The organism is Streptomyces rapamycinicus NRRL 5491 (assembly GCF_024298965.1).
Classification (GTDB): Bacteria; Actinomycetota; Actinomycetes; order Streptomycetales; family Streptomycetaceae; genus Streptomyces; species Streptomyces rapamycinicus.
Genome location: NZ_CP085193.1, coordinates 457,746 through 471,086 on the forward strand (window position 1 = coordinate 457,746; position 13,341 = coordinate 471,086).

Annotated in this window: 11 protein-coding genes; 10 read left to right on the forward strand and 1 reads right to left on the reverse strand. The window is 70.7% G+C overall.

The window, feature by feature from the left end:
- Positions 1-68 precede the first annotated feature (68 nt).
- From LIV37_RS02070 to LIV37_RS02095, 6 genes are all read left to right on the forward strand, one after another.
- The gene (locus LIV37_RS02070) at positions 69-602 is read left to right on the forward strand and encodes an EF-hand domain-containing protein (RefSeq protein WP_020865442.1); all 534 of its coding nucleotides are present in this window, start codon (positions 69-71) and stop codon (positions 600-602) included.
- A 144-nt stretch (positions 603-746) separates the two neighbouring features.
- Positions 747-1,841, forward strand: coding sequence for a LacI family DNA-binding transcriptional regulator (locus LIV37_RS02075; RefSeq protein ID WP_121825916.1), 1,095 nt, complete (start codon positions 747-749; stop codon positions 1,839-1,841).
- A gap of 37 nt (positions 1,842-1,878) precedes the next feature.
- Positions 1,879-2,883: a LacI family DNA-binding transcriptional regulator gene (locus tag LIV37_RS02080; RefSeq protein ID WP_020865444.1), complete on the forward strand. Its 1,005-nt coding sequence runs from the start codon at positions 1,879-1,881 to the stop codon at positions 2,881-2,883.
- A gap of 94 nt (positions 2,884-2,977) precedes the next feature.
- Positions 2,978-4,330 (forward strand): MFS transporter, encoded by a 1,353-nt coding sequence (locus LIV37_RS02085; protein WP_020865445.1) that lies wholly within the window; start codon positions 2,978-2,980, stop codon positions 4,328-4,330.
- Complete coding sequence (locus tag LIV37_RS02090) at positions 4,327-5,859, forward strand: sulfatase-like hydrolase/transferase (RefSeq protein WP_020865446.1); 1,533 nt, start codon at positions 4,327-4,329, stop codon at positions 5,857-5,859. The genes LIV37_RS02085 and LIV37_RS02090 overlap by 4 nt, the downstream gene beginning before the upstream one ends.
- A gap of 101 nt (positions 5,860-5,960) precedes the next feature.
- A complete protein-coding gene (locus LIV37_RS02095; RefSeq protein WP_020865447.1) occupies positions 5,961-7,712 on the forward strand; it encodes a sialidase family protein in 1,752 nt (583 codons plus the stop codon).
- Positions 7,713-7,763: 51 nt separating this feature from the next.
- On the opposite strand, the gene LIV37_RS02100 is transcribed toward LIV37_RS02095, so the two are convergent.
- Complete coding sequence (locus LIV37_RS02100) at positions 7,764-8,807, reverse strand: LacI family DNA-binding transcriptional regulator (protein ID WP_020865448.1); 1,044 nt, start codon at positions 8,805-8,807, stop codon at positions 7,764-7,766.
- 263 nt (positions 8,808-9,070) lie between these two features.
- Between LIV37_RS02100 and LIV37_RS02105 the strand changes: the two genes are divergently transcribed.
- From LIV37_RS02105 to LIV37_RS02120, 4 genes are read left to right on the forward strand one after another with little or no spacing between them, the layout of a single operon-like run.
- Positions 9,071-10,219 (forward strand): Gfo/Idh/MocA family protein, encoded by a 1,149-nt coding sequence (locus tag LIV37_RS02105; RefSeq protein ID WP_020865449.1) that lies wholly within the window; start codon positions 9,071-9,073, stop codon positions 10,217-10,219.
- Entirely contained in the window at positions 10,216-11,538 is a 1,323-nt protein-coding gene (locus tag LIV37_RS02110) for an ABC transporter substrate-binding protein (RefSeq protein WP_020865450.1), read from the forward strand. Before LIV37_RS02105 ends, LIV37_RS02110 begins: the two co-directional genes overlap by 4 nt.
- Positions 11,535-12,506, forward strand: a complete 972-nt coding sequence (locus LIV37_RS02115; protein WP_020865451.1) for a carbohydrate ABC transporter permease — start codon at positions 11,535-11,537, stop codon at positions 12,504-12,506. The genes LIV37_RS02110 and LIV37_RS02115 overlap by 4 nt, the downstream gene beginning before the upstream one ends.
- A complete protein-coding gene (locus tag LIV37_RS02120; RefSeq protein WP_020865452.1) occupies positions 12,503-13,339 on the forward strand; it encodes a carbohydrate ABC transporter permease in 837 nt (278 codons plus the stop codon). The genes LIV37_RS02115 and LIV37_RS02120 overlap by 4 nt, the downstream gene beginning before the upstream one ends.
- The last annotated feature ends 2 nt before the right edge of the window (positions 13,340-13,341 follow it).

A 13,341-nucleotide genomic window follows, 5' to 3' on the forward strand; every position in this document is an offset into this window, starting at 1 on the left:
GCGGCTGTTCCTGTCTTCCGCCCAACCGCCCTGAACAGCCCACGGATCGAAGAAGGGTGACAACATTCATGCGCACGGAGGCCACCAAGCGGGTCGCACACGTCTTCTCCCTCTTCGACGCCAATGGCAACGGCGTCCTCGAAGCAGATGACTTCGACCTCATGGCGAACAACGTCATCGACGCCGCGCCCGACGCGGACAAGCCGGCGAAGGACGCGATGCGCGCCGCGTTCCGCCAGTACTGGACGACCCTGGCCACGGAACTGGACGCCAACGACGACGGCAAGATCAGTTACGAGGAGTACGTAGCCTGCGTGCTCTCGCCCGAGCGCTTCGACCCGACGATCGGTGTGTTCGCCGAGGCGCTCGCCGCGCTCGGCGACCCGGACGGCGACGGGCTCATCGAGCGCCCCGCGTTCGTCGCGTTGATGAGGGCGATCGGCTTCAAGCGCGCGAACATCGACGCGCTCTTCGACGCCTTCGGCCCCTCGGACCTGGACCGGATCCAGGTGGCCGGCTGGGTCGCCGGGATCAAGGACTACTACGCCCCGGACAAGGCGGGCATCCCGGGCGACCTCCTGGTCCCGGGCGCGGCGGTCTGACCGCGGCGCAGGCGCGGCCCGCCGAACCACCGTTATGAACCGCCTCCCGTCCGCCGCGGTGGCGACCGTTCCCGCACAGCGAACGAGAGCCGGACACCAGCGCTGAGGCCAGGCTCCGCGGCGGGCGCGGGCTAGACTTCCGTCGTGGTGGAAGGGGCTCGGTGGGCTGTGCGCGGACGGCTGTCTGAGGCGGGTGCGGACTCCGCGGCGCGCGGTTCCGCGACCTTGCGCGACGTGGCCGCCCTCGCCGGTGTCTCGGTGAGCACGGTGTCGAACGTGGCCCGCGGCCGCGGGAACGTCCGGGAGGAGACCCGGCGGCGGGTGCAGGACGCGATCGACGAGCTCGGGTACCGCCCCAACCTGGCCGCGCGGCGGCTGCGTTCGGGCCGCTCCCATGTGCTGGGGCTGGCCCTGCCGAGTGTCACGGTCCCCTACTTCCGCGAATTCGCCGACTCCGTGTTGCGCGAGGCCCAGGGGCATGGAATGTCCGTGCGCATCACGCAGACACACGGCGATGTGCGGCGCGAGCGCGGTGTCTGTGACGACCCGTACCTGCGGCATGTGGACGGAATCCTGCTCGTTCCTGTCGCGCTCGGCCAGGCGGACATGCGGGCGCTGACGGTGACGAAGCCGCTGGTCGTGGCCACGGCGTCGTTCACCGCCGGCCGCGTCGACTCCTTCGACACGGACCGGTTCGAGGCGGCGCGCACGGTCGTGGCCCATCTCGCCGCGGGCGGGCGGCGCCGCATCGCCGCCCTGGCCCCCGGCGAGGCGCAGCCGGCGGAGAGCGACGAGCGCTATCTCGGGTACGTCGCGGGTCTGCGCGACGCCGGGCTGCCGGTGAGCCGCCGACGGGTGGTGAGCACGGAGACCGTCACCTTCGCGGCGGGCGCCGACGCGGTGCGGACGCTCGTCGGGCGGGCGCCCGATACGGACGCCGTGTTCGCACTCGGCGACGCGCTCGCCCTGGGCGCGCTCCGCGGCCTGCGGGACGCGGGGCGCACCGTGCCGGGGGACGTCGCCGTGGTCGGGTTCGGCGATGTCGCGCAGGCCGCGTACTGCGCTCCCACCCTCACCACCGTCGACCCGGGGCGGGAGGAGATGGCGCACCGTGCCGTCTCGCTCCTGGCCGAACGCGCACAGGCGCGGACCACCGGCGCGGTGCTCCCCGAACCGGGACACCATACGGTCGGGTTCCGCCTTGTCGAACGGGAGTCGAGCGCCGTTGCCAGTGAATGATCCGGAGCCGTCCGGTGGCCGGCCGACGGTGGTGCGCATGCGCGACGTGGCCGCCGCCGTCGGTGTGTCCGTCAAGACCGTGTCCAACGTCGTCAATGCCACCGGGCAGGTGAACGAGGCGACCGTCCGAGCGGTGCGCGCCGCGGTCGAGGAGCTCGGCTACCGCCCCAACCCCCTGGCCCGGGGCCTGAATTCGAGGGCGACGGACACGGTGACGCTCGCCGTGCCGGGCCTCGGGTACGGCTACTGCGCGCCCCTCGCCGCCGCGGTCTTCGATCTCGCGGAGGCCGAGGGCATCAGCGTCGTGATGGAGCCCACCGGGGGCGACCGCGAGCGGGAGGTGGAGGTGCTGCGCAATCGCGGGGGCCTCTCGGACGGCGTGCTGCTGATGCCGACCGCGATCACCGCGCGGGACCTGAGGGACCTGCCGTCCCCCGGCCCCGCGGTGCTGATCGGATCGCGCCGGGTGGAGGGCCCCTTCGACAGTGTCACGTCGCGGGACACCGTCGCGGCCGAGGCCGCCGTGCGGCTGCTGCTCGACCGTGGCGCCTCGCGCGTCGTGCTGCTGGGCGGTGAGCGGAAGGCGGGCGGCGACAGTGCGGCCGCCCTGCGCACCGGCGGATACCGGCGCGCGCTGACGGCGGCGGGGCGGAGGTTCGACCCGTCTCTCGTCGTGGAGACGGCACAGTCCTCCCGGGAAGACGGGCATGTGGCGATCGCTCGGCTTCTGGCCCGGCTTCCGGGCGGGGAAGCGCCGTTCGACGCGGTGCTCGCGCTCGAAGAGCCGCTCGCGCACGGGGCGTTGCGCGCACTGCGCAGGGCGGGCCGGGACGTACCGGGGCAGGTCCAGGTCGTCGCGTTCGGCAACGACGAGGATGCGGAGTACTCCTCCCCGAGCCTGACGACCGTCCGGGCGGATGTCCGCACGATGGCCCGGCGCGCGCTCGACCTGCTCACGGCGCGGGTCCGGGAGGGCGCACGACCGCGGAGCCATGTCGAGGTGCCACTCACCATAACCGAACGTGAGTCAACATTTTCCTAACGCCCGGTCATTGACGGCGAACGTCACGCGGTCCTAACGTCCACCGCAATGCAACGGTTACCGTAACCGTTGGAATCCTCAGTGGAGCCGCTGTATGCCAAGGCCAGACCCACCTCGGATCCCACCCGCCGCGCGTCGTACCGTACTCGCCGGCTTCCTCGGCTCGACCTTCGAGTGGTTCGACTTCGGGCTCTACGGAACCACCGCGGCACTCGTCTTCGGCCAGGTCTTCTTCCCGGCGCAGAGCAGTGCGATCGGCTCCCTGCTGGCCCTCACGACGACCGCCGTCGGGTTCTTCGCCCGGCCCATCGGCGGCCTCGTCTTCGGGCACTTCGGCGACCGGGTCGGCCGCAAGAAGCTCCTGATCCTCACGATGCTGCTCATGGGCATCCCGACGTTCGTGATCGGCCTGCTGCCCGGTTACGCCACGATCGGCGCGGCCGCCCCCGTCATCCTGCTGTTCCTGCGCGTACTTCAGGGCATCGGCCTCGGTGGCGAGTACGCCGGTGCCGCGCTCGCCACGATCGAGTCGGTACCGAAGGAGCGGCGCGGCTTCTTCGGCTCCATCCCGCAACTCGGCAACCCCGTGGGTGGCATCTTCAGCAGCGGGCTCGTGCTGCTGTGCACCTGGCTCTCCTCGGACACGCAGTACGAGGACTGGGTGTGGCGGGTCCCGTTCCTGCTCAGCGGAATCCTGCTCGTCTACACCCTCGTGGTGCGCACGCGCCTTGCCGAGAGCGAGGACTTCATACGCCTTCAGAAGAAACGCGGAGTGGAGAAGGCGCCGCTGATCACCCTGGCGCGCGACCACTGGGCGCCGCTGCTCCTCGCGCTGGGCGCGCGTTCGGCCGATGCCATCACCGGCAATGTCGTCGGGCCCGTGGTGACGGCGTACATCGTCACCTACCTGCACCGGAGCGACAGCATCGGGATCGTCGGAACGATGATCCCGAGCATCATCTGCCTGCCGCTGATGCTCTGCCTCGGCAGGCTCGGTGACCGGTTCGGGGTGCGCCGCACCTTCGTGTGGAGTGTGCTGTCGATGGCTGTGACCACCTTCCCCCTGTTCGCCCTGTTGCAGACCGGGACGCTCTTCTGGATGGTGCTCGGGATCACGGTCTTCCGGCTGTGCAACTCGGCCCAATTCGCCGTCCAGAGCACGTTCTTGGCCGAGCTGTTCCCCACCGAGGTCCGCTACACGGCGGTGTCGTTCGTCTACCAGGTCGGCTCGATCCTCGGCGGTCTCACCCCGCCGGTCGCGTACGCCATGCTCGTGGCGTCCGACGGCTCGCCGTGGTGGCTGGCCCTCGCCGTGGTCGTCTCGGTCCTGTTCAGTACGGCCTGCGCGGCCGTCATCGGCCTGCGGTTCTCCCGCGCCGGCCTCCGTACGACCGACGGCCCGTCGACCGACGGCGCCGCCCTCGCCGAAAGGACCACCCGAGCGTGACCGCGCGCCACCGGCCCGACATCGTCCTCGTCCTGACCGACCAGCACCGTGCCGACGTCAGCGCCCGTGAGGGATTCCCGCTGGACACCACGCCCTTCCTCGACGAACTGGGACGCTCCGGGGCCTGGTTCGACCGCGCCTACACGACCTCACCGCTGTGCTGCCCCGCGCGCACCAGCCTGATGACCGGACGGTTCCCCAGCGCGCACCGCGTCACCCAGAACCCGGCGCATCCGCTCGCGGTCCGCGACGCCGATCTCTTCGGTGAGGCCCGCGCCGCCGGTTACGCCACGGCGATGATCGGCAAGAACCACACCTATCTCGACGCCTCGTCCGTGGACCACTGGGTCGAGTTCATGCATGACGGCCAAGTGGCCGCTCCCTCGAAGGCGTTGAACAAGGAGTTCGACAAGTGGCTGGCGGGGCTGCGGCACCGCACCCACGAGAAGCCCACGCCGTTCCCGGTCGAGGCCCAGAACCCGCATCGCATCGTCGACGAAGCACTGGCCTGGGCCGCCGGTGTCCCGGATGACCGGCCGTTCCTGCTGACGGTGTCCATCCCCGAGCCGCACAATCCGTATCAGGTGCCCGAGCCCTACTTCTCGCTGTTCCCCGAGGAGTCGCTGCCGCCGACCCGCACCGGGGCCGAGGTGCTGGAGGGGAAGTCCTTCCCCTGGCGGTACCTGCGCAGCCTGGGCGAGCGCGCGGTGGCCGACTACGAGGGAGCCATCGCCCCGTCGCGTTCCAACTACTTCGGCATGCTGCGGCTCATCGACGACGAACTGCGGCGGCTGCTCACGGGGTTGGAGGGCCGGCACCGGGTACGCGAACGCGTCGTCGTCGCCACCGCGGACCACGGCGACTTCGTCGGCGAGTACGGACTGGTGCGCAAGGGCGCGGAGATCCCGGACATCCTGGCCAGAGTCCCCCTGGTCGTCAACGGGGACGCGGTGCGGCCCGCCGGCGCGCCGCGTCCGGAGCACGTCTCGCTCGCGGACCTCATGCCCACCCTCTGCGAGGCGATGGGGCGCGAGCTGCCCGACGGTGTGCAGGGGCGCAGCCTGTGGCCGCTGCTGACCGGACGCCCCTGTCCGGCGGATGAGTTCAGCAGCTCTTACGTGGAGCAGGGCATGGGAGGACTCCCGTACGGGCCCGGGGACGTGGCCGGCCAGATGCCCGGACTCATCTTCGACGGCCCGGACGGCGAGCCCCGCTGGGACGAGCTCAACGCGGCCACGCAGAGCGGACGCCGCCGCAAGGTCCGCAGCGGGGACTGGACCCTGTACGCCGACATCGTCGGCGACTTCCGCCTGTACAACCTGCGCGAGGACCCGCTGGAACTGGTGGACCGCTGGTCGGACCCGGCGGCCGCCGACGAACGGGTCAGGCTGCTGTCCCTGCTCGCCGTGTGGCAGATGCGGGCCGAGGATCCGCTGCCGACGGTCCCCGGCGGCTACCGGCTCAAGCGGGACCCCCGCAATCACCTCGCTCCCTACCGGCATTCCGAGGGAAAGGGACAATCCTCATGAGACAGCAATGGCACCCGCGTGCCGGAAGAACCGGAGGAGCCGGGAAAACCGGAGGAGCCCGATGGGCGCTGGGGCTCCTCCTCGCCCTGCTGCTGACGGCCATGACCACCGCCGTCCAGCCGCCCACCGCGGCGGCGAACGACCCGGGCGACAGCTTCTACACCAGGGCGTCGAACAACGAGTTCCTCGCCTACTCCCGCATCATCCGCCTCCAGCACAGCGGTCCCGCCAACGGGACGCTGATCGGCACCTTCGAGCACGCGGCCAAGGACGGCACCGCGTCCGACTTCGTCATCCGCACCTCGAAGGACGACGGCAGGACATGGAAGACGCTCACGACGCTGGACGACCCGCTGAAGGGTGAGAACCACCCGTCGGACCAGTTCTGGCAGCCCTTCCTCTTCGAACTCCCCCGGAAGATGGGCGAGTTCCCTGCGGGCACCCTGCTGCTGGCCGGCAACATCGCGCCCAGCGAGAAGGTCCGTACCGACTTCGTCCTGTGGCGGAGCACGGACCACGGGGCGCACTGGACCTTCCAGTCGATCCTGCAGACCGGCGGCGGCAGCGTCGGCGCACCTCATGGCGGATCCGGAGTCTGGGAGCCGTTCCTGACCGTCGACGGCGCCGGCCGCCTTGCCATGTACTTCTCCGACGAGCGGCGCGAACCCGAGTACGCCCAGATCATCGCCCATGTGGTGTCGAACGACGGCGGTGTCACCTGGAGCGCACGCCCCGACGGCTCCACGAACTTCGCGCCCGGACTCGTCATCGACGTCCGGAGTGACGTGGACACCGACCGTCCGGGGATGCCGACCGTCGCCACGCTCCCGGACGGGCGGATGGTCATGGCGTACGAGATCTGCGGCGAGGACCGCAACTGCGAGGCCCATACGAAGACGTCCACCGACGGGGGTGCGACCTGGGGCGGCGGCCCCGCCGACCTCGGAAAGATGGCCGTCACGTCCGACGGGCGGTACCTCGGGAGCAGCCCGTACATCGTGTGGAGTCCGGCGGGCGGCCCTTCCGGACAGCTGATGCTGACCGGGATGCGGACCCGCTTCACGGGAACGAACGCCTTCAGCCCCGAGGACCGGCAGGCCGTCTTCATCAACGACCCCGAGGTCTCCGGGCCCTGGTCGTGGACCCCGGCGCCCTTCGGCCCCGTCGCCGACCCCACCCAGAATTGCAGCACCAGCTACAGCCCGCACCTGCTCCTGGACGCCTCCGGCAGGTCGGTCCGCTTCACCACGGCCACCGCCACCGGGCCGACCGGCTGCATGGAGGCCACGGCGGTGGCGAACAGCGGAGTTCTCCCGTATGCCGATGCCTTCGCGAAGGGGAGGTCCGGCTGGGTCGACTACGGGGGCTGCTGGGCGACGTCGGGCGGTGTCCTGTCCGAGACGTGCGGTGGCACCGGCGGGAACAAGTCGATCGCGGGCTCCACCGGGTGGACCGACTACCGCCTCGCGGGCGACGTACGCGTCGACAGCGGAACGCAGGCCGGATTCGTCGTGCGGGCGTCCGACCCGGGCAAGGGGGCCGATGCCCTCGACGGCTACTACGTGGGTGTGTCGTCGCGCCGGATCGTCCTCGGCAAGCAGAACGGTGCCTGGAGGGAGCTGGCGCGGACGGACATCCCCGGCGGCCTGGCCACCGGGACGTGGTACCACCTGACGGTGAAGGCCGTGGGCTGCGCCCTCACGGTGACCGGCAGGCCCTCGGGCTCCTCCGCCACGCCGGTCGGCTTCACGTACGAGGATCCGGACTGTTCCTTCCCCCGGGGCGCGGTCGGGGTACGTGACCAGGCCGGGACCGCGAGCTGGCGGCACGTGACCGTCACCAGGAGCGGCTGAGCGCTCACGCGCCGAGGGACCGTCTTACGTCCGGCGGTCCCTCGGCCCGGATCAGCGAAAGAGCTGTTGGCGCCCGCCGTTCGTGGACTCCCGGGCGTGCAGCCAGTGCGGAGCCGTGTGCACCTCGAACGGCAGGGGCACATCCGAGCGGATGCGGGCCGCCAGGCACTTCACGGCGAGCGAGGCGATCGCGGCCTTGTCGGGGACCACGGACGTCAGGGACGGCGTGCTGTAGAGCGCCTCGTCGGAGCCGTCGATGCTCGCCACCGCGACATCGTCCGGGATGTGCGCCCCCGCCTCGAACAGCGCCCGCTGGGCCCCGACCGCCAGCAGGTCGCTGAAGCAGAAGACCGCGTCCGGCCGCACGCCGGCCGGCAGGGCGGCGAGGGCGCGCATCGCCAGCAGGCCGTTGCGCCGGTCGAACTCCTTGATGCGGGGCGCGAGCCGGGGGTCGTACGTCACCCCGGCTTCGTGCAGGGCGAGCTGGAAACCTTCCAGGCGCTGACGGCTGGTCGCCGACGCCTGCCGGTCCACGCCGATGGCGGCGATCCGCGTACGGCCGAGGGCGGCCAGGTGCGCGGTGGCCTCGCGCGCCGCCGCGACGTTGTCGATCAGGACGTGGTCGGCCCCCACCTGGTCGCGCGCGTAGCTGCGCTCGCCGAGCAGGACCAGCGGGAACTCATTGGCCACGGCGGCGAGTTCGTCGGGCGAGACACCCAGGGGCGACAGGATCACACCGTCCAGCAGTGACGCGCCGACGCCGGTCGCCAGGCGCAGTTCCTCCGTCGCGTCGCCCGATGTCTCCTCGATCAGGACGGTCAAGCCCAGCTGCGCGGCCTCGGCACGTACGTGCTGGGCGAGTTCGGCGAAGTACGGCGTGGCCAGATCCGGGACGGCGAGACCGATCAGGCCGCTGTGCCCGGTGCGCAGGCGGCGGGCCGACGGGTTCGGCCGGTAGCCGAGCTCGTGCACGGCCTTCAGTACGCGCTTCCGCGTGGCCTCGGACACGCGGGGAGCATCGCGTACAACGTTGGACACGGTCTTGATCGATACCCCTGCCCGCTCCGCCACGTCCTTGAGTGTCACCGCGGCCACTGTCCGAACCCCCTCACCTGTGTTTCTCCGCATTATGCACCGGTTCCAGCGGGCTGTCAGCGCCGGGACGGCCCGGAATCCCGTTCCCGACAAGGGGTTGACCGTGGCGAGATTTCGCGGTTACAACGTTGGAACCAATCGATAGCAAGCGGTTGCTAACGAGGGCGTCACACCGGCAGCCGACGACCGCCCGTCGGACGGTCCGGGCTGCCCGCCCGTGCCCACGGCGCCGCGCTCACCACCCGTCGCATGAGAGGGTCCGCATGTCTTCGCACCGCCCCACCACCCCACTGCGCACCGCCGTGGTCGGCACCGGAGGCATCGCGCGCTCCAGCCATCTGCCCGCGCTGCGGACGCTGGCCGACGCGGGCGAGGTGGAGATCGTCGCCGCCGTCGACGTCGACATCCACGCGGTGCGGGCCTTCACCACCGGCGCCGGGATCCCGTACGCCTCGACGGACCTCGACGCCACCCTGGCCGAACTGCGCCCGGACCTCGTGGTGCTGTGCACCCCGCCCGCCGTGCACCGCGGGCAGGCGGTGGCCGCGCTGCGGGCGGGCGCCTGGGTGTGGTGCGAGAAGCCGCCGTGTCCGTCCCTCGCCGACTTCGACGCGATCGAGGCCGCCGAGAAGGGCGGGGACGCGGGACCGTACGCCTCGATCGTCTTCCAGCACCGCTTCGGCTCCGGCGCACGCCATGTGCGGCGGCTGCTGCGGGAGGGGGCGTTCGGCCGCCCGCTCCTCGCGCACTGTCAGACGACCTGGTACCGGGACACCGCCTACTACTCCGTTGCGTGGCGCGGGCGGTGGGCGACCGAGGGCGGCGGCCCCGCCATGGGACACGGCATCCACCAGACGGATCTGCTGCTCGACCTGATGGGCCCCTGGAGCGAGGTGCGGGGGATGGCGGCGCGGCTCGTGCACGACGTGGAGACCGAGGACGTGTCCACGGCGCAGGTGCGGTTCGCGAGCGGCGCCCTGGCCACCGTGGTCAACAGCGTGCTCAGCCCGGACGAGGTCAGCCGCATCCGCGTCGACTGCGAGCTCGCCACGATCGAGCTGACCCATCTGTACGGCTACCGCAACGCGGACTGGCACATCACCGCGGCCCCCGGCGTCCCCGAGGACACGGTGGCGGCCTGGCGCGACTTCGGCACCGACGAGCCGAGCTCGCACCTGGCCCAACTCCGCGCCCTCGTGGCCGACGTCCAGGCGGGCCGGCGCCACGCCACCAGCGGCGCGGGCGGGCGTCGGACGCTCGAGTTCATCACCGCCCTGTACAAGTCCGCGTTCACCGGCACCCCGGTCCGCGCCGGGGAGATCGGCCCCGGCGACCCCTACTACACCGAGCTGCACGGCGGCGCCCCGGGCTGGGCCCCCGCCACCACCCACAAGGAAGGGGCCCCCGCATGACGCCAGCCCTGCACCCGAGCCGCCGGGCCGTCCTCGCCACGGCCGCCGCCGGCCTCAGTACGGCCCTGACCGCCACCCTCTCCGGCTGCTCCGCAGCGAGCGGCAGCACCTCGGGCGGCGTCACCCTCACGTTCTCCTGGTGGGGGAACGACGACCGTGCCGCGCGTACCGAGAAGGCGGTACGTCTCTTCGAGAAGGAGCACCCGGGCGTCAGCGTCCGCACCTCCAATGGCGAGTTCGGCGCCTATCTGCAGAAGCTGGCCACACAGGCGGCGGGTGGCGGAATACCCGACGTGGTCCAGCTCGACTACCGGCAGGTCTCCCAGTACGCGGGCGGCGAAGCGATCTTGCCGCTGGACGACATCATCAAGGCCGGGACGATCCGTACGTCCGAGATGGACAAGGGCCTGCTGCGCACCGGCACCTACAAGGGCGGGCAATACGCCCTTCTCATGGGTCGTGGCATCACCGGATACGCCTATGACTCCGCCGTCTACAAGAAGGCCGGGGTCCCCACGCCCGGGCCGAGTTGGACATGGCAGGACTGGGCGGAGGCCAACAAGAGGATCGCCGCCCTGGGCCTGAAGTCCCCCGACGGACGCCCGTACACGGGCTCCAACGACGGCGGCGGCAACGAGGACGTCTTCGAGACCTGGCTGCGCGGCCGGGGCGGCAAGCTCTACGCCCATCAGACCGAACTCGGCTTCACCGAGGCCGACTTGACGGCCTTCTGGGCGTTCTGCGACGGGCTCCGCAAGGACGGCGCCATCGCTGAGGCCAGGGACACCGTGCAGGCCAAGAGCACCGAGACCAGCCCCATCGGCCGCGGCCTCGCGGCCGCCGACTTCACCTGGGACGCGCCGTTCCCCGGGTACACGGGCCTGCTCGGCAAGGACATCCACTTCGCGCCCGTGCCCACGACCGGCGGCCACCAGGGCGCGTACTTCAAGCCGAGCATGCTCCTCGGCATCGGTGCGAACAGCGAGCACCCCGAGGAGGCGGCCCAGTTGATCGACTTCCTCCTCAACGACCCACGGGCGGGCGACATCCTCGGCTTCTCCCGCTCCACCCCGCCCAACCGGAAGATCGCCGCCCGGGTCGCCAAGACGCTCCAGGGACCGGAGCGGGAGATCTACGACTACGCGCAGACGATGGAGAAGTACGGCCTGGACGACCCCCCGACCGCACCGCCGCCCGGCGACCTCGCGATCCAGACGGCGTTCAAACGGGGCTACCAACGCGTGATGTACGGCATGGCCACCCCGCGGCAGGCGGCGCGCGAACTCATCGACGAGGCGAACCGGGAGCTGAGGTCATGAGCACGGTGTCGACGACGAGGGCGCCCGCACGCGTCGAGCGCACGACGGATCCGCGCCCGCGGAGGAGCAAGCGGCGCCAGGTCCGCGAACGGCAGTGGCCCGCCTATGTGTTCCTCTCCCCGTGGATGATCGGCGCGGTCGTGCTGACCCTGGTGCCGATGGCCGTGTCGCTGTACCTGTCGTTCACGGACTACAACCTGTTCGACCCGCCGCACTGGGTGGGCCTGCGCAACTACCAGGAGATGCTGTTCGAGGATCCGCGCTACTGGCGGTCGGTCGGCACCACACTGCTGTACGTCGTCGTGGCCGTCCCGCTGAAGCTGGGCCTCGCTCTCGGCGTGGCGATGCTTCTGAAGAACCTCGGCCGGGGCCGGGGCTTCTACCGCTCCGCGTTCTACGCGCCGTCGCTGCTCGGGGCGAGCATGTCCATCGCCCTGGTGTGGAAGGCGCTGTTCAACGACGGCGGCACGGTCCCCGACGTCCTGGACGCGGTCGGCATCCACACCGGCGGCTGGGTCGGCAACCCCGATCTCGCGGTGTACGGGGTCGTGCTGCTGACGGTCTGGCAGTTCGGCGCACCCATGGTGATCTTCCTCGCGGGCCTCCAGCAGATCTCGCCCGACCTCTACGAGGCCGCGGCGCTCGACGGCGCGGGCCGCTGGCGGCAGTTCGTGTCCATCACCGTGCCGATGCTGTCCCCGGTGGTCTTCTTCAACCTGGTCCTCGAGGTCATCAACTCGTTCCAGGTCTTCACCCCGGCCTTCGCGATCAGCGGCGGCGACGGCGGACCCGCCGACTCCACCATGTTCTACACGCTCTACCTGTACGAGCGCGGCTTCACGGCCTCGCACATGGGCTACGCGGCGGCGATGGCCTGGCTGTTGCTCATCGCCATCGGCGTGATCACCCTGATCCTGTTCCGGACCTCCCGGTCCTGGGTCTTCTACGCGGACGAGGAGGGACGATGAACATCGCCACGAAGCGGTGGCTGCCGCACACCGTCGCGGCCGTGTGCCTGCTGGTCCTGCTGTACCCGCTGGCCTGGCTGCTGGCCACCTCGCTGAAGCCGGCCGACGAGGTGGTGACGAGCCTGGACCTGCTGCCCAGCCACCTGGAGTGGTCGAACTACACGACCGCCCTGGACGGGGTCTCCGGCGTCACCGTCTCCCGCCTGCTCGGCAACACCCTGCTGATCGCTGGGGGCGCCGTGCTCGGCAACGTCCTGTCCTGCTCGCTGGCCGCCTACGCCTTCGCCCGGCTGCGCTTCCGCATGAGCAAGGTGATGTTCGCCTTCATGGTGGCGACGCTGATGCTGCCGCACCACGTCGTGCTGATCCCGCAGTACATCATCTTCAACCGCCTCGGCCTGGTGGACAGTTTCTGGCCGCTGATCCTGCCGAAGTTCCTGGCCACCGAGGCGTTCTTCGTCTTCCTCATCGTCCAGTTCATGCGCGGGCTGCCGCGCGAGCTGGAGGAGTCCGCGCGGATCGACGGCTGCGGTCCCTTCCGCGCGTATTGGTCGATCACACTGCCGCTGGCCCGGCCCGCGCTGATCACCACGGCCATCTTCACGTTCATCTGGACGTGGAACGACTTCTTCACCCAGATGATCTATCTCTTCGCGCCGGAGAAGTTCACCATCACGCTCGCCCTGCGCAGCTTCGTCGACCAGTCCAGCACCTCCGCGTACGGGCCCATGTTCGCCATGTCGGTGATCTCGGTGCTGCCGATCGTGCTGTTCTTCCTGGTCTTCCAGCGCTACCTGGTGCAGGGCATGGCCACGTCCGGACTGAAGGGGTGAGG